Raw genomic sequence first — 19575 nt, forward strand, 5'->3', positions numbered from 1 at the left:
GCCGGTCAGAGCCTGACCAGCATCTTCCCGATATTGTCGCCGGAAAACAGGCCGAGAAAGGCGCGGGGCGTGGCCTCCAGTCCGTCGTGCACGGTTTCGCGGATCGTGACGGCACCGCTGGCGATCAACGCGCCCATATCGGCGTAGAATTCCTCCATGCAATCGATGAACTGGTCGGTGTAGATAAAGCCTTCCATGCGGATTCGTGCCGGGATGGTGCGAACCAGATATTTCATGTCCTGCGCCTTGGCGTCGTTATAGACGTCGATCATCCCGCAAATGGCAAAGCGCGCGAAATCATTGGCAACGGCAAAGGCGGCGTCGAGATGCTCGCCGCCGACATTGTCGAAATAGACGTCGATCCCCGGCTTGCCCAGCGATTGCAGCGCGTCCTTAAGGCCGGGCAATATCGGCCCGGCTTTGTAATCGACCACAGCGTCGGCGCCCAATTCCTTGACCCAGGCGCATTTTTCCGCGCCGCCGGCGGAGCCGATGACGGTCATTTCGCGTGCCTTGGCGATCTGGACCACAGAAGATCCAACCGCGCCCGCGGCGGCCGAAACAAATATCGTGTCGCCCGGCCTCGCCGCGGCGACGCGCAAGAGCCCGATCCACGCGGTGCCGCCGGTGAGCCCCATATTGTGAAGAAAGGTCTGCGGCGTCATTCCCGCACTCAACAATTCGGCGGGAATCTTGTTGGGCATCATGTCGAGCCCGATGATCCCACCGTCGCGCCATCCGCCCATATGGACGATCAAGTCGCCGGGGGCAAAGCCGTCGATCCGGCTCTCCATCACTTCGCCGATGGCACCGCCGGTCATCGGCTGATCGAGCTGGAAACAGGCGGCGTAGCTGCCCGCGTCGTTCATCCGGCCACGCATATAGGGGTCGACCGAAAGCCACAGATTGCGGACGCGAAGCTGGTCGGTTTCGAGCGTCTGATCGGGAAGGTCGCGCAATGCGAAATCGTCAACCGACGGCAGCCCCTGTGGACGCCGGACCAGATGCCATGCCTTGGCCATAGAACCCCCCGTTCCCCATTTCTTGACCCGTGGATTTCAGCTCTGGTCAGAAAAGCCGTTGCCACTGTCAAGCCGCGTCGATAAACCGACCTCCGGTCGCGGGGCCGTAGCTCAGATGGGAGAGCGCTGCAATCGCACTGCAGAGGTCAGGGGTTCGATTCCCCTCGGCTCCACCACGGCCTTTCCCCTGACATGATATTATTTTGGCCTTGCAAGAGCGTCGACCGGGGACAGGCAGCTCGTCCCCGGCCGTTGCGTTCAGGCAGGGGGCGTCGGCGGGGCGGCCTTTTTCCGGCCCGCGAACCAACCACGCACTCCGACCACCGCTTTGGTCCGCCACAACAACAGAAAAAGCGCAAAGAGTGCCGCCCAGGGCAACACCGCCGCACCGGCGACCAGAATGAAGGACAGCATCAGGCCGCCACTGCGGATCAGCATATTGAGCGCATCGCTGAACGGGTTGCCATAGCCGATGCCGGGGAGACCGCCGGTACCCTGATAGTCAAAGGTCATCGGCGTGGTTGCAAGCAAAGCTTCTCCCGCGCGGCGGGTGTCGCTTTCGGCATTTTGTTGCTGGCGCAGCGTGGCAATCTGCTGCTGAAGTTCGGTGCGCTCGCGGTCGCCGAGGCCAGCCTGCTTCAGTCGCGTTTCGAGCCGGGTGATTTCCGCGCCCGTCCCGGCGCTGCGCCGCTGCGACTCGCTGATCGTCGATCCGACATCGTCGCCGGTGATATTGGCGAGGGCGAGCACGCCTTCTGCCTTTTCGACGGTCGCGATGGCGTCTTTGCCGAAACGGCGGGCGATAGCGGGGTCGAGCTTGAACTGGAGCTGGCCTGCGATTTCGTTTTCGCGGACGAGGCGATAGGACATGCCGGTGATACGGCAGCGGTTGATGCCGAGCGCCTCACAGGCTGCTGCATGGTCTTCCTGCACTTTCGCGATGCGCTTGTCGTCGAGACGGAAGGCGTATTGATAGTTGAACGCGACACCCGGCGCCGCGGTGATCGCGACGTCCGGCCCGCCGGCCGCATCAACGGCGGCCTCAGTTGCGGCAGGGGCTTCGGCGGAGATGGATTCTTCGGAAGGCTTTTGGCCGCAACCGGCCAAGGCGAGCGCAACGGCGCCCGCTAAGAGCTTCATTTTCATTGATGATTCTCCCAAACGCGACTCGTTGATCGCATGTGAGGACATATCACAACTTATATAGTAGACAATAGCAGTCAGGCGAGCTTGATGAAGCTGTCGAGGACGCGCTTGACCCCCGCCTGTTCAAACTCGACCTCCAGCTTGTTGCCGTCGATGTCGGTGACCGCGCCATATCCGAATTTCTCGTGGAACACGCGCATGCCGATCGCGATATCGCTGCGGGCCTTGGCGCCGACCGATGCAGCGCGGCCGCCTTCGGTGGGGGCGGGCGCGCGAGTGACGGTCGAGGATTTGACCGCCGCGCGCTGCCACGCCGGGCCGCGCGTCATCGTGCGCGTGGCATTGCGTTCCGCGACCTGTGCGAAAGGGTCGCTCTGCGCCGACCAGTTGGCGCGCCACAGGCTTTGTCCCCCGCCGAAGCTGTTTTCGCTGTCGACATGTTCTGGCGGGATTTCGCCGATGAAGCGGCTGGGGATGCTGCTCATCCACTGGCCATAGATGCGGCGGTTGGCGGCGTGATAGATGGTCGCGCGCTGGCGGGCGCGGGTGATCGCGACATAGGCGAGGCGGCGTTCTTCCTCGAGGCTGGCGGTGCCGCCTTCGTCCATCGACCGCTGCGACGGGAAAACACCATCCTCCCAGCCGGCAAGGAAGACATGATCGAATTCGAGGCCCTTGGCGGCATGGATCGTCATGATCGTGACGGTTTCGCTCTGATCGTCATTGTCGCGGTCCATCACCAGGCTGACATGCTCCAGGAATTCCTCGAGCGTTTCATACTCCTCCATCGCGCGGACAAGTTCGGACAGATTTTCCAATCGGCCCGCCGCCTCGACGCTGCGGTCGGCCTGCAACATAGCGGTATAGCCCGACTCGTCGAGGATCAGTTGGGTCAGTTCGGGGTGCGAGAGCTGGTTCGCCTTTTCCTGCCATCCACGCACCTGTGCGACGAAGTTCGCGAGCTGGCGCCGCGCCTGCGGGGTCAGCTCGTCGGTTTCAATGAGGCGCGCGCCGGCATGGAGCAGCGATGCCTGTTCGTGGCGCGCGAACTGGTGAATGCGCTGGAGCGCCTTGTCGCCAAGCCCGCGCTTGGGCGTGTTGACGATGCGTTCGAACGCCAGATCGTCGGCCGCCGAGTGAACGAGCCGCAGATAGGCGAGGGCGTCGCGAATTTCGGCGCGCTCATAGAAACGGAAACCGCCGACGATGCGGTACGGCATGCCGATCGCGATAAAGCGGTCTTCGAACTCGCGCGTCTGAAACTGCGCGCGGACGAGGATCGCCGCGCGGTCGAGCGAGATGCGCTGGCGCTGGAGGCTTTCGAGCTCTTCACCGATCCGCCGTGCTTCTTCGGGGCCGTCCCACACACCGACGACGCGCAATTTGTCGCCGGGCTCAAGGTCGGTCCACAGCGTCTTGCCAAGGCGGCCGCTGTTCTGTGCGATCAATGCCGAGGCGGCGGCCAGGATTTGCGGCGTCGAGCGATAATTTTGTTCGAGGCGGATCACCGTGGCGCCGGGGAAATCCTTTTCAAAGCGCAAGATGTTCGCGACCTCGGCGCCGCGCCACGAATAGATCGACTGGTCGTCGTCGCCGACGCAGCAGATATTCTTACGGGTCTGGGCGAGGAGGCGCAGCCACAGATATTGGCTGGCGTTGGTGTCCTGATATTCGTCGACGAGGATATATTTGAAGCGCTCCTGATACTGTTCCAGCACATCGCGGTGGTTTTTCAGGATCACCAGCATGTGGAGCAACAGGTCGCCAAAGTCGCAGGCGTTGAGCGTCTTCAGCCGTGCCTGATAAAGGGCATAGAAATGCTGCCCCTTGCCGTCGGCATAGGCTTCCTTGTCACCGGCATCGAGATCGCCGGGGATAAGCCCGCGGTTCTTCCACTTGTCGATCAGCCCGGCGAGCTGACGCGCGGGCCAGCGCTTCTCGTCCAGCCCCTCGGCCTGAATCAGCTGCTTGAGGACGCGAAGCTGGTCGTCGGTGTCGAGGATGGTGAAATTGCTCTGCAGTCCGACCAGTTCGGCGTGGCGGCGCAGCATCTTGGCCGCGATGCTGTGGAAGGTGCCGAGCCAGGGCATTCCCTCTACGACGTCGCCGACCATGCGACCGATGCGCTCGCGCATCTCGCGCGCGGCCTTGTTGGTGAAGGTCACCGCAAGGATTTCGGACGGCCAGGCGCGGCGCGTCGCCATGATGTGCGCGAGGCGCGCGGTCAGCGCCGCCGTCTTGCCGGTGCCGGCACCTGCCAGCATCAGCACCGGACCTTCGGTCGTCAGAACCGCCTGCCGCTGCGGACCGTTCAATCCTTGCAGATAGGGCGGGTCGGATGGACCGGGCGGGGGCAGGTCGGGCGGGGAGGCGGGGGGCATGTTCACGCGCGAACGATTAGGGAACAGCGGCGGGGCTGTCCAGTGCGGTGAGGCTGGGCTGTCTCGCGCCTCGGCATCCTTGCACAAGCTGCGAGCGGGTTGCGGGATTGGAACGGACTTCTATGGGGCTACGCCGATTTGGAATCCCGGACCTTCGCCACTTCAACCCTGTCTCGACCAAGGGCCTTGGCGCGCAGCAGTGCGGCGTCTGCCGTACGGATAAGCCGATCATAGGTGCAATGGCCGGGCGCAACAGCCGCGCCGACCGAAACCGTGACGGGCTCCAGATCGCGATCGCCATGCCCCAGCCGAAGTGCGGAGATGCGGGCGCGAATATCCTGAGCGCGCTCCTCGGCCTGGCGGGGTGACAGGGTCGGGAGAAGGATCAGAAACTCTTCGCCGCCATAGCGAAAGGCGAGCCCCGCTTCGCGCGTCGCATGGGCCAGCACATGACCGACCCCGCGCAGGACCGCATCTCCGGCTTCATGACCATGTTCGTCGTTGAATCGCTTGAAATGATCGACATCGATCATCAGGCATCCCAGCGGCTCGCCAAGGCGCTCGGCTTGGGCAATCTGGGTTTCCAGAATATGCCCGAGCTGACGGCGATTGGCGAGGCCGGTCAGCGAATCGGCCATGGCCATCTCGCGCAGCGTGTCGCGCAATTGCAGGTTGGCGATCGCCAGCCCGATATTTTCCGCAAGCATGTCGAAATAGATTTCGGGTACGGCCGTGCGCGGAAGATTGGCGTCCGGCATCTCGAAATAGAGCAGGCCCAGCGTTTCACGTTGGGCGGTGAGCGGCAGGCACAGCGTGTCCACCGGCTGGTCGGTATCGCGCTCGATATGATCGCACGGAACATCGACATGGCCGCCCGCCGGGCGATGCGGGAGGCCACGGCGCAACGCCCAGCAGGAAACGGCCGAGAACTCGGTTCCGGATCGAACCGGGCCGAGCCAGCTACACGCTTCCGCCACGACATTGCGTTGCCGGTCGAGCAGATAGAGCCGCCCCGGCAGCCCCGGTGCGATTTCGGGCACGAAGCGCTGAACCACCTCTTTCAGGTCGTGGAGCGTGTCGCAGCCCTGCATCCGCTGCGTCATCCGCGACAAAAGGTCGCGCATCATCCGGTCTGCGTCGCGCTCGGCCTCGAGCCGCTGCCGTTCGAGGCCATTTTCGCGGAAAATGCGGATCGCCTGCGCCATGTCGCCGATCTCGTCGATATGACTGATTTCGGGCGGTTCGGCGGCGAAATCCTGTACCGCGAGGCGGTTGACCACGTCGCTGAGCTTGACGACCGGATGCAGCACACGCTGCTTGAAGACGAAATAGAGCACGAACAGGACAAGCAGCGCGGTCAGCCCGAGTACGACTTCGGAGATCGTCTTCCATATCCGGGCAAGGTCGGTCGCGTCGGTGACCTGCGCCGCGATCCGGCTGTCGAGCCGGTCCTGAAAACGCTGAACCTCGATTTCGGCGCGGTCGAGCTGGCGTTCGTATTCGGCGCCGAACAGCAACTGGCGCGCGGCGACGGTGTCGCCTTTCTCGTAAGCTGCCAGCGCGGTTTCCTGCTCGTCGCGGAGCAGGTCGGCCAGGCTGATCGCCTTTTTCAATGCGCCGAGTTCGCCCGCTGTGGCGCCCGCGTCGCCGATGTGCCGGATGCGATCCTCAACGGTCTTGAGGGCCGCGACCTCGCTACGATAAGTGGCAAGATAGGTCGGATCGCCCGTGTTGACATATTGTCGCGCCCGATCGCTCAGCGCGTAAATGTCGATCCCCAGTTCAGACGTCGCCTGATCGAGTTCGTAACGCTGCTCGACCGCCGCGCGCTCGCGTTCCTGCGCGTTGGATGCAAAAATCATGGTCGTGCTCGACACGATCGTCAGTACGACGGTTGCCCCATAAGCCCAATTGGTGATTGTCGCCAAACGCATCGCCGGACCCTAGCCAGCCGATCCTTGGCAACAGGTTAACTCGTTTTGCTTTGCCCGCGGGCCGGACGGCGTATTCCGCTTGCATGGCGCGCGGCAAGGCGTTCAAAGCGGCTCGACAATGAAAGCGGAGAGGCATCGCTCATGGATCTGGCACCCTATCGCGCGCATCGCCGCGTCCTGACCGCAAGCCTCGTCGGCACCGCGGTCGAATTCTACGATTTCTATATTTACGGCACGGCGGCGGCGCTGGTGTTCGGTCCCTTGTTCTTTCCGTCGGAATCGGCCTCGGCACAGCTGATGCTGAGCTTCATGAGCTTTGGCCTCGCCTTTTTCGCACGGCCTGTTGGGGCGATTGTATTCGGCCATTATGGCGACCGCATCGGGCGCAAGTCGACGCTGGTCGCCTCGCTGATGCTGATGGGGGCGTCGACACTGCTGATCGCCTTTCTGCCCACCTATGCGATGGTCGGATGGGTCGCCCCCTTGCTGCTGTGCCTGCTGCGCTTCGGGCAGGGCTTTGGCCTTGGCGGCGAATGGGGCGGCGCGGCGTTGCTCGCGGTCGAGAATGCCCCGCCGGGTTGGCGCGGGCGGTTCGGAATGTTCCCGCAGCTCGGCGCGCCGGTCGGCTTTATCGCCGCCAACGGGCTGTTCCTGATCCTCGGGCTGACGCTCAACGACAGCGATTTCGCGGCGTGGGGCTGGCGTATTCCGTTCCTGCTCTCGGCCGTACTCGTCGGATTAGGGTTGTGGGTGCGATTGAAAATCGGGGAGACCCCCGACTTTGCCGAGGCGATGGAGAAGGGACCTCCAGCCGGAATCCCGATCGGCGAACTGCTGCGCAACCATGTGCTGGTAACGCTCGCGGGGACCTTTGCGGTCGTCGCCTGTTTCGCGATCTTCTACCTCGCGACCGCGTTCGCGCTGGCGCACGGGACGACGGTGCTGGGCTATCCTAAAGAGCAGTTTCTGCTGATCCAGCTCGGCGCGATCCTGTTCATGGCGGTCGGGATCATCGTCGCGGGCTATGCCAGCGATGCGGTCAGCGCGCAGCGCGTGCTGACCTGGGGCTGCGGCGCGACGGTGCTGATCGGCTTTATATTCGGGCCGACGCTGGCGTCGGGATCATGGTGGATCGTCGGGCTGGGGCTGGCGAGCGCATTGTTCGTGATGGGGCTGGTCTATGGCCCGCTCGGCGTGTGGCTCACCGACCTGTTCCCGGTGCGCGTGCGCTATACCGGTGCGTCGATGGCGTTCAATCTGGGCGGCATATTGGGCGGGGCGATGGCGCCGATCGTCGCGCAGGGCCTGAGCGACTGGCGCGGGACCGCCGTGGTCGGGCTGTATCTGTCCCTCGCGGGAATATTCAGCTGGCTCGGGCTGTCGATGGTGCGGCGGCGGGCAGCCGCCCAAATCTAATCTACCCGCAGCAGCGTCAGCTTGGCTTTACCGACCTTGCGTTCGGCGTCGATCGCAAAGCCCGCGACCTCGACAGTCTCGTCATGAGCGGTCTCGACCGAGATCCAGCTGTCGGCGCCGATCCAGCCCAGCCGGTTCAGCTTGTCGAGCGCAACGCCCGCCGCGCCCGTGCCATAGGGCGGGTCGAGCATCAGCAAGTCATACGTGCGTTTCGCCGGCCCAAGCGCCAGCACCGACGTCGCGCGCACATCGGCGCGCGCAGCGGCGTCGAGCGATCCCAAATTCTTGCGCAGCGTGTCCAGCGCATCGCGATCCTGTTCGGCAAACAGGCATTGCTCCGCCCCGCGCGACAGCGCCTCGATCCCGAGCGCGCCCGATCCCGCGAACAGGTCGGCGACGACCAGCCCCTCGAAACTGCCGAGGCGGCTGGTCAGCATCGAGAACAAGGTCTCGCGCGTGCGGTCGGCGGTCGGGCGCGTCGTGTCGCCCTTCGGCGCCAGCAGCTTGCGGCCGCGCCATTCGCCCGAAATAACCCGCATCGCCATCAGCGCAGGTGCCGGCGGAATTTGAACAGCTCGTCGCGCGGCACGACATCGACCGCACCGACCGGCAGGCCGTCAAGTTCGAACGAACCATAGCGGGTACGGATCAGGCGGCTGACCTGCAGTCCGAAATGTTCGAGCACTTTGCGCACTTCGCGGTTCTTGCCCTCGGTCAGCGTCATTTCGACCCACTGGTTACGCCCGGTGCGGCGTTCGAGATTGGCGTCGATCTTGCCATAGCGCACGCCCTCGATCTCGATACCCATCGAGAGTTCCTCAAGCTGCTCCTGGCTGATTTCGCCAAAGGCGCGGGCGCGATAGGTGCGCTCGACTCCGCTCGCGGGCAGTTCGAGCTGGCGCTTGAATTCGCCATCGTTGGTCAGCAGCAGCAGCCCCTCGGTATTATAGTCGAGACGGCCGACGGGCATCAGGCGCGGCAAATCCTTGGGCAAGACGTCATAGATCGTCTTGCGTCCCTTGGGATCGCGCGCGGCGGTGATGCATCCGACCGGCTTGTAGAAACGATAGAGGCGCGTCGAAACGGGCTTGGCGACGGGGTTGCCGTCGACCGTCAACCCTTCGAGCGAGCTGAGCAGCGGCGCGGGCTGAACGATGACCTGACCATTGAGCGCGATGCGGCCTTCCTCGACCATCCGTTCGACATCGCGGCGCGAGCCGACCCCGGCGCGCGCGAGCAGCTTGGCGATGCGCTGCGGACCTTCCTCGTCGCGCTCGGTCTCGACGGGCTTGGGTTTGCGCGCGGACGAGTCGGCGCGGGCGGCGCGGCGGCCACGGGGGGCGTCGCGCGGAGCGTCGCGATCGGGGGCGGAACGGGGAGGACGGCGGGTCGTCATGGGAACGGATGCGGCTTTCTTGTCGTTATTGGCCACGATACTGTGGCTTTACGATCACGCTCATAGCCGGAAAGTGGTCGCTTCGTCGATGGCAAGCAGAAGCAATCTTGCGGGACGGCTCCGGGCGCGGCATGGGGCCATTAAAGGGAGTAAAACATGCTCTTCGCGTCCCGCCCGTCGTGTATCAAGCGGCTGCTGATCATTGAAGATGATCCGCTGGTCGCGTTCGATAATGAGCGGACGCTGAAACACGCCGGATATGATGTTGTCGCGACAGTCGATTCGGGCGAGGCGGCGGTCGGCATATTGGCCGGCGAGCAACTCGATGCCATCGTCCTCGATCTGCAGCTTGCGGGCCATATGAGCGGGCGCGACGTCGCGCGGCTTGCACGCGACCGCGGCATCGCCGTGCTGCTGGTCACCGGCAAATGCCCCGACGATGCGGGCGATATCGCACTGGCGTGCCTCAACAAGCCGCACAGCGCCTCGGCGCTCGCCGGCGCCGTCCATGCGATCGAGACGATGCTGTGCAAGAACAAGCCACCGCGCAAGGTGAGCGGGCTCCAGACCTATTGGCAGCCCAAGGCCGCCTGAGCCGCGACGAAACGGGGGCCGAGGCCGCCCGATCGCCAATTCGCGGCTTCCAATTTATCCTCAAGGCTTTAGGCCTTTGAAACAATCGGGCGTGGCCGACGGCTACGCCGCATAAGGGGAATATCATGGCGACAGATGCAGCGATGCCGGGACCGGCGGGATGGCGCGACAGTTTGCGTCCCTATCTCGAACCCGCGCCGCTCGCCGCGCTGTTCCTTGGCATATCGTCGGGTTTTCCCTTTGCGATGATCGGCGCGACGCTGACGACGCGGCTGGCGCAGGACGGGATCGAGAAATCGTCGGTCACCGCCTTCGCGCTGACCTTTCTCGCCTATAATCTCAAATGGGCGTGGGCGCCGGCGATCGACCGCTTTCGCATTCCGATCCTTGGCCGCATCGGCCAACGGCGCTCATGGTTGATCCTTGTCGGCGCGCTTGTTTTCCTCGCGGTGTCGGTCCTGGGCAATCTCGATCCCAAGGCGTCGCTTGCCGTGGTCGCGCTCGCGGCGATTTCGGTCGGGCTTGCGGGTGCGACCTTCGACATCGTCATCGATGCCTATCGGATCGAACTGCTCGCGCCCGAACAATTGGGCACAGGGTCGGGCATGTCCCAATATGGCTGGCGCATCGGCGCGGCGGTTGCGGGCGCGCTGGCACTGGTCGTCGCCGACCGCGCGGGCTGGGGCGTCGCCTATATGGTGTGCGCGGCGCTGGTGCTGCCCGCGATCGTCACCGGGCTGGTGATGGGCGAACCCGAGCGCAAGATCGAGCGGCACTGGCCCGCCTTTCTGTCGCGCAACCATTATGCGATTTTCATCGGCAGCTTCCCGGTCGCCTTCCTGCTTGCACAGCAAATCGACCAGTGGCTGAAGGTCGATATCCTGACCCTGATGGTCCTTGTGGGATATTTGTTCCCGCTGTTCGACCTTTCCGCCCGCCGCGCGCGCGATATCGGGTGGAGCGGGAATGTGAACTGGATCATCGCGCTGCCCGCGCTGGCGCTGGTCGCGGTGCTGGCGGCCGATTGGGCAACAATCGCGGCCTATGTCGCCCCGGCATTGCTGTGGGTGCTGCTGGCCGTCGGCGCTGCCGTCATTGGGGCGCTGCTCGTTCTGCCGACCAAATCGCGCGCCGGCCAAGCGCCCGACAAGGGAGCGGTCGGACCGCTTTCGGAGTTTTTTTCACGCGAAGGCGCGATCCTGATCCTGTTCTTCCTCTTGTTCCACAAATTGGGCGACACGCTCGCCAACCTGACCTTCCGCCTGCTGTTCGAGGATCTGGGCTACACCAACGACGAGATCGCCTTTTACGATGTCGGACTGGGTTTTTGGGCCTTGCTGGCAGGGGTGTTCGTCGGTGGGATACTTTATGCGCGGCTGGGGATGAAAAGGTCGGTGCTGCTCAGCCTCGTCCTGATGGCGATTTCCAACTTCAGCTTCGCGGGCCTTGCAATGGCCGGGCACAGCAATTGGGGCATGGCGGGCGCGATCGGGTTCGAGAATTTCGCGAGCGGGATCGGCGGCGTCTGCGTCGTCGCCTATCTGTCGGCGCTCGCCGACCTGCGCTTCACCGCGACGCATTTCGCGCTCTTCTCTGCCGCGGCAAGCATCCTTGGGCGGTTCGTAACCGGGACGAGTGCGGGCAGCTTGATCGAGGTCTTCGGCTATGTGGAGTTTTATTTGCTGACGACCGCGCTGGCCGTGCCGGGAATCTTGATCTTCTGGTGGATGATGCGGTCGGGGCTGGTCGATCGGTCGATCGGCACGGCGGGCGAGGTCGCGGCGCCTGTGCATGAGGCGTGATGAAAGCATTGAGAGTCTCGACCTAAGGCTGCTCTTTCCGCCCGTTCGCATCGAGCGACGTCGAGATGCTCATCAGCCTGACTCTGTGCCAACGGGTGTCTGGACTTCGCTCGACACGAACGGGGATTGAAAGGTGAGCTTACGGCGAAAGGTCAGGCCGGCCATTCCTCGTTGAGTTCGAGGGCCTGTCCGACAAGATAGAGCGAGCCGCCGATCAATATGTTGCGCGCCGGACTGTCGTTCGCCAGCGCGCGGATGGCCAGTGCAAGATCGTCCTGCGCCGACACATGCGCGATCCCCGCGTCGCGCGCGATTTGGGCGAGATCGGCGGGGGCATGATGTTCATGGCCGGGGGTCGGCACCGCGACGAGTTTGCCGATGTAGGGCGCCAGCAACGCGAGAAAACCCACGGCATCCTTGTTGGAAAGCATCCCCAGGACAAGATCGACGGGCTCGCGGCGAGCAAGCGTTTGGCTGAGAAGCGCGGAGAGTTGTTGCGCGGCGTCCAGATTATGGCCGCCATCGACCCAGATATTATGTCCCTGGGGCAGACGCTCCATCAGCGGGCCTTCGCCGAGCAACTGCATCCGCCCGGGCCAGAAGGCGGCGGCGACGCCGCGCGCGATCTCGGCATCGGTCGGTCGCGGTTCGGCGAGCTGCAGCATCGCGATGGCGAGGCCGGCGTTGCGCGTTTGATGCGCGCCGGTCATGCGCGGACGAAGCGTTTCAGCGACGTCGTGCAGATTTGAACTCCAGCGAAAGCCGTCGGCTTCGGGATCGACGGTCCAGCCCGCGCCCTCCGAAAAGATAGTAACGCTGGCTTCGGCAGCGCGCTCTGCGATGATGCCGCTCAGCGGCGCGGGATAGGCGAGGGTTGCAACGCGGGTTCCGGGCTTGATGATCCCGGCCTTTTCCCACGCGATGCGAACCGCGGGATCTGCGGGGGTTCCGACCTCGGGCGCCAACAGGAACGCCTCATGGTCGATGCCAAGCGACGCGATGCCGCAAACGGCGGGGGCGGGAATGATGTTGGTCGCGTCAAGGCGGCCGCCAAGGCCGACTTCGATAATGACATCGTCCGCCGGGACGCGCGCGAAGGCGAGCAAGGCGGCAGCGGTCGTGATTTCAAAGAAGCTGGCGTGCAGATCGGCTGCTGCGTCCAAAACTTCTTCGAGCAGTGCGGCGAGCAGCGCGTCGTCGATCAACTGACCGGCAAGCCGGATGCGTTCGTTGAACCGAACGAGGTGCGGGCTGGTGTAGCTGTGCACCGTGCGTCCGCTCGCCTCAAGGATCGAGCGAAGGAAGGCGCAGGTCGATCCTTTGCCATTGGTGCCCGCGACGTGGAAGGTGCGCGGGAGCTGATCTTGCGGATTGCCGAGGCGCGCGCAGATTTCGGCGATGCGCTCGAGGCCGAGAATGTCGCGGCCTGGTGAGAGCGCGGCCAGGCGGTCGAGTTGGGTCTGGACCGCGGGGTCGGTGCTGTGGGCGTGGTCGGGCATGGTCAATGGCTCGATTAGAGGAAAACGGCGCTCCCGCAATCCGTCATGCCGGGCTTGACCCGGCACCCGCCTTTTCCTTCACGACAGGCAGGCCCCGGATCAAGTCCGGGGTGACGAGAATAGAGAGTGGCGCTTCGTTGCGACGTTGGTCAGGCGGCCTTTTCAGGCGCCAGATAGCCGATCAGGCGGCCGAGCGTTTCGGGCAGGTCCTTGCGCGCGACGACCATGTCGATCATCCCGTGATCGAGCAGATATTCGGCGCGCTGGAATCCTTCGGGCAGCTTTTCGCGGATCGTATTCTCGATCACGCGCTGGCCCGCGAAGCCGATCAGCGCCTTGGGCTCGCTGATCTGCACGTCGCCGAGCATCGCATAGCTGGCGGTGACACCGCCCGTCGTCGGATCGGTGAGCAGCACGATATAGGGCAGGCCGGCGCGGCGCAGGCGCGCGAGCGCAACCGTCGCGCGCGGCATCTGCATCAGCGACAGTGTGCCTTCCTGCATGCGCGCGCCGCCTGCGGCGGTGATCGCGATATAGGGGCAGCCGCGCTTGATCGCCTGTTCGACGCCGGCGACAAAGGCTTCACCAACGGCGACGCCCATCGACCCGCCCATGAAGGCGAAATCCTGGACACCGATCACGACCGGCTGGCCCGAAATGCGGCCAAAGCCGTTTTGATAGGCATCGCGGTCGCCGGTCGAGGTGCGCGCGGCCTTGATGCGGTCGACATATTTTTTGGTGTCGCGGAATTTCAGCGGATCTTCGGGCGCGGCGGGTGCGGCGATCAGTTCGTGAATGCCGCCGTCGAACAGCTGTGCAAAGCGTTCCTTGGCGCCGATACGGTCATGATGTTCGCAGCGTGGGCAGACGTTGAGATTATCTTCCCATTCCTTGACGAACACCATCTGCTGGCACTGGCGGCATTTGTGCCAGAGATTGTCGGCAGTATCGCGCTTGGCGGCGAAGGGCAGGGCGTTGCGAACGCGGTCGAGCCAGCTCATGCGGCGATCTCCTTTGCGCCGTGAATAGCATCGGCGAGCGAACGGGTGAAGGCTTCGACATGGGCCGGGGCGTCGGCGCCATGTTTTGCGATGATGTCGACCAGCGCCGACCCGACGACGACGCCGTCGGCGACCTTGGCGATTTCAGCGGCCTGCTGCGGCGTGCGGACGCCGAAACCGACCGCGACGGGAAGGTCGGTCATGGCTTTCAGGCGCGCGACGGCATCATCGATGCTCGCCTGCGCGGCCTGTTGCAGCCCGGTGATCCCGGCGACCGAGACATAATAGAGGAAACCGCCCGCGCCTTCGAGCACGGCGGGAAGCCGCGCGGCGTCGGTGGTCGGGGTGGCGAGGCGGATCAGATCGACTCCGGCGGCACGGAGGCTCGGGCCGAGTTCGGCGTCCTCTTCTGACGGGATATCGACGCAGATGACGCCGTCGATGCCAGCCTTGGCGCATTCGGCGGCGAACCAGTCGCCGCCACGGATCGTCATCGGATTGGCATAGCCCATCAGGACGAGCGGAACGTCGGCGTGGCGGCTGCGGAAAGCGGTGGCGATCGCGAAGATATCGGCGGTTTTGGTGCCCGCCGCCATGCTGCGCAAATTGGCAGCCTGGATCGCGGGGCCATCGGCCATCGGATCGGTGAAGGGCATGCCCAGCTCGATCACATCGGCGCCGCCCGCGACGAGCGCATCGAGGATCGCGCCGGTGTCGGCAGGGGTCGGATCACCCACGGTCACGAAGGTGACGAGCGCCGGGTGCGGCTTGCCAAAGGCGGTGGTGAAGCGGGTCATCGGGAAGAACCCCTCAGATAAAGGACAATCGCGATCACCGCGGCGATGATCGCATTATAGGCCAGTCGTGCCGAAGCCAGATTCCATGCGTCGAAATTCAGGCCATAGCGAAACAGCAGATCGACCGCCGACAAGAGGACCAGAAACAGGCAGAAATCGGTAACAACGCCGAACAGCTTCGATCGCTTCACAACTCGACCCCCAGCGCGTCGGCGACGGTGAAGATATCCTTGTCGCCGCGACCCGACAGGTTGACGATGATGATCTTGTCCTTGCCCAGCGTCGGCGCGATGCGTTCGGCAGCAGCAATCGCATGCGCGCTTTCGAGCGCCGGGATGATGCCTTCGAGCTGGGTGAGCTTCCGAAAGCTCGCGAGCGCCTCGGCGTCGGTGACGGGGACATAGCGCGCACGGCCGATGTCATGCAGCCAGCTATGCTCAGGACCGATGCCCGGATAGTCGAGGCCCGCCGAAATGCTGTGCGCCTCGGTGATCTGGCCGTCCTCATCCTGCAACAAATAGGTTTTATTGCCATGCAATATGCCCGGCTTGCCGCCGGCGAGGCTCGCGGCGTGCTTGCCAGCAAGGCCTTCGCCCGCCGCCTCGACCCCGACGATCTCGACGCTTTCATCGTCGAGGAAGGGGTGGAACAGGCCGATCGCGTTCGATCCCCCGCCGACGGGGGCGATCAGCATGTCGGGCAAGCGGCCTTCCGCTTCGAGGATTTGCTCGCGCGCTTCGGTGCCGATCACCGACTGGAAATCGCGGACAAGCTCGGGATAGGGGTGCGGCCCCGCAACGGTGCCGATGATATAGAAAGTGTCGTGGACGTTCGCGACCCAGTGGCGCAGCGCCTCGTTCATCGCGTCCTTCAGCGTCTTCGCGCCGCTTTCGACCGCCACGACTTCGGCGCCCAGCAATTTCATGCGGAACACATTGGGCTGCTGCCGCGCGACATCGACCGCGCCCATGAAGATGGTGCAGGGCAGGCCAAAGAGCGCCGCGACGGTCGCGGTGGCGACGCCATGCTGGCCGGCGCCCGTTTCGGCGATGATCTTTTGCTTGCCCATCCGCTTGGCAAGCAGGATCTGGCCGATGCAATTGTTGATCTTGTGCGCGCCGGTGTGGTTCAGATCCTCGCGTTTGAGGTAAATCTTCGCGCCGCCCAGATCGTTCGTCAACCGCTCGGCGAACCAGAGCGGGCTCGGACGGCCGACATAATTCTTCAGCAGATACTCAAACTCTGCCTTGAACGCGGGATCGACCTGCGCCGCGCGATATTCGCGCTCGAGGTCGAGGATCAGCGGCATCAGCGTTTCGGCGACATAGCGCCCGCCGAAGTCGCCGAAATGGCCGCGCGCGTCGGGCTGGCTGCGGAGGCTGTTGGGCAAGTCTGTCATAGCCCGGCCGCTTTAAGGAAAGCGGCGATCTTGTCCACATCCTTGACGCCCGGCGCGCTTTCGACCCCCGAAGAGACGTCGATGAGCGGCGCGCCGGTCGCGGCGATCGCTTCGGCGACATTGTCCGGGGAAAGCCCGCCGGCGATGCCCCAGTCCATCGTGTGGCGATGGTTCCTGAGCAGCGACCAGTCGAAGCGGGTGCCGTTCCCGCCCGGCAGCGCCTGCGCGGGGGCGTCGAACAGGATCCGGTCGGTGATACCGCGATATTTCTGAATCCGCTCCAGCGTCCCCGCATCCTTGAGCCCAACGGCCTTCCAGATTTCGGCGGGAACGAGGCGCTTGACGACGGCAAGCCATTCGGGGGTTTCATTGCCGTGAAACTGGATGATGTCGGGCCGGATCGCGGCGAGCGCGTCGCTGGTCAGCCGCTGCGACGCGTTGACGAGCAACAGTGCGACCTTGACCCGCCCGGCGGCGTGCTGGCGGAGTGCCACTGCGGTCTTGAGGTCGACGTGACGCGGGCTCGACTCAAAATGGACAAGGCCGATGTGGGTCGCGCCGTGCCGGACGGCGGCGTCGATGGTTTCCGGCGTTCGCACACCGCAGATTTTTGCCATTATGGACATGATGGACCTTTTAAAGCGTCGCTTCGATGGCGCGTGCCGCCAGGTCGGGATCTGGCGACTGGCTGATCGGGCGGCCGACCACAAGGATCGAGGCGCCGTCGGACATCGCCTGCGCCGGCGTCACGATACGTTTCTGGTCGCCCGCCTTGCCGTCCGCCGGACGCACGCCGGGGACGACGAAAAAGCCGCCTGGCCAGACCTTGCGCGCCGCTTTCACTTCATGGCCCGAGCAGACGATGCCGTCGAGGCCTGACTCGCGGGCGAGGGCGGCAAGGCGCACGACCTGATCGTGCGGCGTGCCGCCGACCCCAATGTCGTCGAGGTCGGGTGCGTCGAGGCTGGTCAGCACCGTCACCGCAACAACCTTGGTGTTCAGCCCAGCGACGGCCTTTGCCTCTTCCATCATCGCGCGGCCGCCCGCGGCATGGACGGTAAGGATCGCGGGCTCCAGAGAGCGCAGCGCCTGTACAGCCTTGGCAACGGTGTTCGGAATGTCGTGAAGCTTGAGGTCGAGAAAGATGGGCAGGCCGAGCTTGCCCATTTCATGGACGCCATGATGGCCGTTGGCGCAGAAAAATTCGAGTCCGAGCTTCAGCCCGCCAACATGGTGCCGCACCTTCTGCGCGAGCGCGAGCGCGCTATCGAGCTGCGGGGTGTCGATGGCGAGATAAAGCGGCGAACTCATGGTGTCTCCAGCGGTAAGGTTGGGCTGTCGTTGGCAGGCGCGGTTGCAGTTGAGCTGGTCGGGGTGACTGAACTGGTTGGGGTGACGGGCGCCGCGACCGGCTCGGCGGGGCGGTTCGCCATCGCGCGCAGATCGGCAAGCTGGCGCTCGCTGGCGTCGAGGCGGCGCTTCATCGTCCAGCGCGCGGTGCGCAGCGCGATCCACATCGGCACGGCGCCGATCAGGAAGGCGCCGAGGATCAGCACCGGCAATTTGGTGTCGAGCACTTGCCCCGGCCAGATGGTGACGGTGACGGGCAACCAGTTCGCCATGGCGAAAATGACAAGAATGGCGGTCAGCAAGACCCAGATGATCGTTCGCAGGATTCCCACTTTGGCTTGCTCCTCTGTCGGTCTGTCGCCAACCCTATGACAGAATGCCGCGGGTTTCCAGTCCCGGGGGCGGGATGCTCCCGATCCTCCCCGTCGCTTCGCGACAGGGAGGATTTGGGTTCAGCCGAACACGCGGTCGAAAATCGTGTCGACGTGCTTCATATGATAGCCAAGGTCGAACAGGTCGGTGAGCTGTTCGGCCGACAGTTTGGCGGTGACGTCGCCATCGGCCTTGAGCAGTTCGAGCAGCGAAAGCGCGCCGTCGCTGTCCCACACCTTCATCGCATTGCGCTGGACGAGGACATAGCTTTCCTCGCGGCTGGCGCCCGCCTGGGTCAGCGCGAGCAGAACGCGCTGTGAGTGGACCAGGCCGCCCATGCGGTCCAGATTCTTCTGCATCCGCTCGGGATAGATCAGCAGCTTGTCGATGACGCCGGTCAGGCGGCCGAGTGCGAAATCAAGGGTGATCGTCGCGTCGGGGCCGATGAAGCGTTCGACCGACGAGTGGCTGATATCGCGTTCGTGCCACAGCGCGACATTCTCCAGAGCCGGAACGACGGCGCTGCGCACCATGCGCGCAAGGCCGGTGAGGTTTTCGGTGAGGATCGGGTTGCGCTTGTGCGGCATCGCCGACGAACCCTTTTGGCCCGGCGAGAAATACTCCTCGGCTTCCAGCACTTCGGTGCGCTGCAAATGACGGACTTCGACTGCGAGGCGTTCGATCGAACCGGCGATCACGCCGAGCGTCGCAAAGAACATCGCGTGACGGTCGCGCGGGATGACCTGCGTCGAGACGGGCTCGATCGCAAGGCCGAGCTTGGCGGCGACATGCGCTTCGACGCGCGGATCGATGTTGGCGAATGTGCCGACGGCGCCGGAGATGGCACAGGTTGCGATATCGGCGCGCGCGGCGATGAGCCGAGTCTTGCAGCGTTCGAACTCCGCATAGGCCTGCGCGAGCTTGAGCCCGAAGGTGACGGGTTCGGCGTGGATGCCGTGGCTGCGCCCGATCGTCGGGGTGAGCTTATGTTCATAGGCGCGGCGCTTGATCGCTTCGAGCAGCGCATCGAGGTCGGCGAGCAAAAGATCGGCGGCCTGCGCGAGCTGAACCGCAAGGCAGGTGTCGAGCACGTCGCTGCTGGTCATGCCCTGATGCATGAAGCGCGCTTCTTCGCCGACATTTTCGGCAACCCAGGTCAGAAAGGCGATGACGTCATGCTTGGTGACCGCCTCGATCGCGTCGATCGCGGGAACGTCGATAACGGGGTTGGTGGCCCACCAGTCCCACAGCGCCTTGGCGGCCGATTTGGGAACGGTACCCAGTTCCGCGAGCGCGTCGGTCGCATGCGCTTCGATCTCGAACCAGATGCGAAAGCGATTCTCGGCCGACCAAATTGCAGTCATGTCCGGCCGTGCGTAACGCGGAACCATTGATTTTCCTTCCTTTTATGACGTTTTATCGTGGAAACTGCGCGGAACCACGATGGGCCGCCCCGTAGCAGGGAC

18 protein-coding genes and 1 tRNA gene are annotated in these 19575 nt (G+C 64.2%); 4 read left to right on the forward strand and 15 right to left on the reverse strand.

What is annotated here, in order from left to right; translation table 11 throughout:
• Positions 1 to 5: 5 nt before the first annotated feature.
• Positions 6 to 1022: an NADP-dependent oxidoreductase gene (locus tag ACSYDV_RS09140; protein ID WP_438323486.1), complete on the reverse strand. Its 1017-nt coding sequence runs from the start codon at positions 1020 to 1022 to the stop codon at positions 6 to 8.
• A 100-nt stretch (positions 1023 to 1122) separates the two neighbouring features.
• Between ACSYDV_RS09140 and ACSYDV_RS09145 the strand changes: the two genes are divergently transcribed.
• Positions 1123 to 1198, forward strand: a tRNA-Ala gene (locus tag ACSYDV_RS09145).
• Between the two features lie 82 nt (positions 1199 to 1280).
• Here ACSYDV_RS09145 and ACSYDV_RS09150 read toward each other — a convergent pair.
• The 3 genes from ACSYDV_RS09150 to ACSYDV_RS09160 all read right to left on the reverse strand — a co-directional run bounded on the left by ACSYDV_RS09150 (position 1281) and on the right by ACSYDV_RS09160 (position 6483).
• Positions 1281 to 2168 carry a hypothetical protein gene (locus ACSYDV_RS09150; RefSeq protein ID WP_438323487.1) on the reverse strand — a complete coding sequence of 296 codons (888 nt, stop codon included), beginning with the start codon at positions 2166 to 2168 and terminating at the stop codon, positions 1281 to 1283.
• 74 nt (positions 2169 to 2242) lie between these two features.
• Positions 2243 to 4549: an ATP-dependent helicase gene (locus ACSYDV_RS09155; protein WP_438323488.1), complete on the reverse strand. Its 2307-nt coding sequence runs from the start codon at positions 4547 to 4549 to the stop codon at positions 2243 to 2245.
• 128 nt (positions 4550 to 4677) lie between these two features.
• Positions 4678 to 6483 (reverse strand): sensor domain-containing diguanylate cyclase, encoded by a 1806-nt coding sequence (locus ACSYDV_RS09160; protein WP_438323489.1) that lies wholly within the window; start codon positions 6481 to 6483, stop codon positions 4678 to 4680.
• 141 nt (positions 6484 to 6624) lie between these two features.
• Here ACSYDV_RS09160 and ACSYDV_RS09165 point away from each other — a divergent pair, with 141 nt between their 5' ends.
• Positions 6625 to 7899, forward strand: coding sequence for an MFS transporter (locus ACSYDV_RS09165; RefSeq protein ID WP_438323490.1), 1275 nt, complete (start codon positions 6625 to 6627; stop codon positions 7897 to 7899).
• Here the strand turns inward: ACSYDV_RS09165 and rsmD are convergent.
• Both rsmD and ACSYDV_RS09175 read right to left on the reverse strand, forming a co-directional pair.
• Positions 7896 to 8438 (reverse strand): 16S rRNA (guanine(966)-N(2))-methyltransferase RsmD, encoded by a 543-nt coding sequence (gene rsmD / locus ACSYDV_RS09170; protein ID WP_438323658.1) that lies wholly within the window; start codon positions 8436 to 8438, stop codon positions 7896 to 7898. The genes ACSYDV_RS09165 and rsmD overlap by 4 nt on opposite strands.
• Before the next feature lie 5 nt (positions 8439 to 8443).
• Positions 8444 to 9295 (reverse strand): pseudouridine synthase, encoded by an 852-nt coding sequence (locus ACSYDV_RS09175; protein WP_438323491.1) that lies wholly within the window; start codon positions 9293 to 9295, stop codon positions 8444 to 8446.
• A gap of 156 nt (positions 9296 to 9451) precedes the next feature.
• Between ACSYDV_RS09175 and ACSYDV_RS09180 the strand changes: the two genes are divergently transcribed.
• Both ACSYDV_RS09180 and ACSYDV_RS09185 read left to right on the forward strand, forming a co-directional pair.
• The gene (locus tag ACSYDV_RS09180) at positions 9452 to 9889 is read left to right on the forward strand and encodes a response regulator (protein ID WP_438323492.1); all 438 of its coding nucleotides are present in this window, start codon (positions 9452 to 9454) and stop codon (positions 9887 to 9889) included.
• 125 nt (positions 9890 to 10014) lie between these two features.
• Positions 10015 to 11691 (forward strand): AmpG family muropeptide MFS transporter, encoded by a 1677-nt coding sequence (locus ACSYDV_RS09185; protein ID WP_438323493.1) that lies wholly within the window; start codon positions 10015 to 10017, stop codon positions 11689 to 11691.
• A 152-nt stretch (positions 11692 to 11843) separates the two neighbouring features.
• Here the strand turns inward: ACSYDV_RS09185 and ACSYDV_RS09190 are convergent, their stop codons facing one another.
• The 9 genes from ACSYDV_RS09190 to purB all read right to left on the reverse strand — a co-directional run bounded on the left by ACSYDV_RS09190 (position 11844) and on the right by purB (position 19500).
• The gene (locus tag ACSYDV_RS09190; protein WP_438323494.1) at positions 11844 to 13190 is read right to left on the reverse strand and encodes a bifunctional folylpolyglutamate synthase/dihydrofolate synthase; all 1347 of its coding nucleotides are present in this window, start codon (positions 13188 to 13190) and stop codon (positions 11844 to 11846) included.
• Positions 13191 to 13339: 149 nt separating this feature from the next.
• Positions 13340 to 14191: an acetyl-CoA carboxylase, carboxyltransferase subunit beta gene (gene accD / locus ACSYDV_RS09195; RefSeq protein WP_438323495.1), complete on the reverse strand. Its 852-nt coding sequence runs from the start codon at positions 14189 to 14191 to the stop codon at positions 13340 to 13342.
• Positions 14188 to 14988: a tryptophan synthase subunit alpha gene (gene trpA, locus ACSYDV_RS09200; protein ID WP_438323496.1), complete on the reverse strand. Its 801-nt coding sequence runs from the start codon at positions 14986 to 14988 to the stop codon at positions 14188 to 14190. Before trpA ends, accD begins: the two co-directional genes overlap by 4 nt.
• Positions 14985 to 15179, reverse strand: coding sequence for a hypothetical protein (locus ACSYDV_RS09205; RefSeq protein ID WP_438323497.1), 195 nt, complete (start codon positions 15177 to 15179; stop codon positions 14985 to 14987). The genes trpA and ACSYDV_RS09205 overlap by 4 nt, the downstream gene beginning before the upstream one ends.
• Complete coding sequence (trpB, locus tag ACSYDV_RS09210) at positions 15176 to 16387, reverse strand: tryptophan synthase subunit beta (RefSeq protein WP_438323498.1); 1212 nt, start codon at positions 16385 to 16387, stop codon at positions 15176 to 15178. Before trpB ends, ACSYDV_RS09205 begins: the two co-directional genes overlap by 4 nt.
• Positions 16384 to 17013, reverse strand: coding sequence for a phosphoribosylanthranilate isomerase (locus ACSYDV_RS09215; RefSeq protein WP_438323499.1), 630 nt, complete (start codon positions 17011 to 17013; stop codon positions 16384 to 16386). Before ACSYDV_RS09215 ends, trpB begins: the two co-directional genes overlap by 4 nt.
• A gap of 10 nt (positions 17014 to 17023) precedes the next feature.
• A complete protein-coding gene (gene pyrF / locus ACSYDV_RS09220; RefSeq protein WP_438323500.1) occupies positions 17024 to 17698 on the reverse strand; it encodes an orotidine-5'-phosphate decarboxylase in 675 nt (224 codons plus the stop codon).
• Positions 17695 to 18069: a lipopolysaccharide assembly protein LapA domain-containing protein gene (locus tag ACSYDV_RS09225; RefSeq protein ID WP_438323501.1), complete on the reverse strand. Its 375-nt coding sequence runs from the start codon at positions 18067 to 18069 to the stop codon at positions 17695 to 17697. Before ACSYDV_RS09225 ends, pyrF begins: the two co-directional genes overlap by 4 nt.
• Positions 18070 to 18189: 120 nt before the next feature.
• Positions 18190 to 19500 (reverse strand): adenylosuccinate lyase, encoded by a 1311-nt coding sequence (gene purB / locus ACSYDV_RS09230; protein WP_438323502.1) that lies wholly within the window; start codon positions 19498 to 19500, stop codon positions 18190 to 18192.
• Positions 19501 to 19575: the final 75 nt, after the last annotated feature.

Source organism: Sphingopyxis selenitireducens (genome assembly GCF_051550705.1).
Taxonomy (GTDB): Bacteria; Pseudomonadota; Alphaproteobacteria; order Sphingomonadales; family Sphingomonadaceae; genus Sphingopyxis.

Coding starts and splice junctions, on each gene's coding strand:
- ACSYDV_RS09140 (WP_438323486.1), bottom strand. CDS start 1,022: ATGGCCAAGGCATGGCATCTGGTCCGGCGTCCACAGGGGCTGCCGTCG.
- ACSYDV_RS09150 (WP_438323487.1), bottom strand. CDS start 2,168: ATGAAAATGAAGCTCTTAGCGGGCGCCGTTGCGCTCGCCTTGGCCGGT.
- ACSYDV_RS09155 (WP_438323488.1), bottom strand. CDS start 4,549: ATGCCCCCCGCCTCCCCGCCCGACCTGCCCCCGCCCGGTCCATCCGAC.
- ACSYDV_RS09160 (WP_438323489.1), bottom strand. CDS start 6,483: ATGCGTTTGGCGACAATCACCAATTGGGCTTATGGGGCAACCGTCGTA.
- ACSYDV_RS09165 (WP_438323490.1), top strand. CDS start 6,625: ATGGATCTGGCACCCTATCGCGCGCATCGCCGCGTCCTGACCGCAAGC.
- rsmD (WP_438323658.1), bottom strand. CDS start 8,438: ATGCGGGTTATTTCGGGCGAATGGCGCGGCCGCAAGCTGCTGGCGCCG.
- ACSYDV_RS09175 (WP_438323491.1), bottom strand. CDS start 9,295: ATGACGACCCGCCGTCCTCCCCGTTCCGCCCCCGATCGCGACGCTCCG.
- ACSYDV_RS09180 (WP_438323492.1), top strand. CDS start 9,452: ATGCTCTTCGCGTCCCGCCCGTCGTGTATCAAGCGGCTGCTGATCATT.
- ACSYDV_RS09185 (WP_438323493.1), top strand. CDS start 10,015: ATGGCGACAGATGCAGCGATGCCGGGACCGGCGGGATGGCGCGACAGT.
- ACSYDV_RS09190 (WP_438323494.1), bottom strand. CDS start 13,190: ATGCCCGACCACGCCCACAGCACCGACCCCGCGGTCCAGACCCAACTC.
- accD (WP_438323495.1), bottom strand. CDS start 14,191: ATGAGCTGGCTCGACCGCGTTCGCAACGCCCTGCCCTTCGCCGCCAAG.
- trpA (WP_438323496.1), bottom strand. CDS start 14,988: ATGACCCGCTTCACCACCGCCTTTGGCAAGCCGCACCCGGCGCTCGTC.
- trpB (WP_438323498.1), bottom strand. CDS start 16,387: ATGACAGACTTGCCCAACAGCCTCCGCAGCCAGCCCGACGCGCGCGGC.
- ACSYDV_RS09215 (WP_438323499.1), bottom strand. CDS start 17,013: ATGTCCATAATGGCAAAAATCTGCGGTGTGCGAACGCCGGAAACCATC.
- pyrF (WP_438323500.1), bottom strand. CDS start 17,698: ATGAGTTCGCCGCTTTATCTCGCCATCGACACCCCGCAGCTCGATAGC.
- purB (WP_438323502.1), bottom strand. CDS start 19,500: ATGGTTCCGCGTTACGCACGGCCGGACATGACTGCAATTTGGTCGGCC.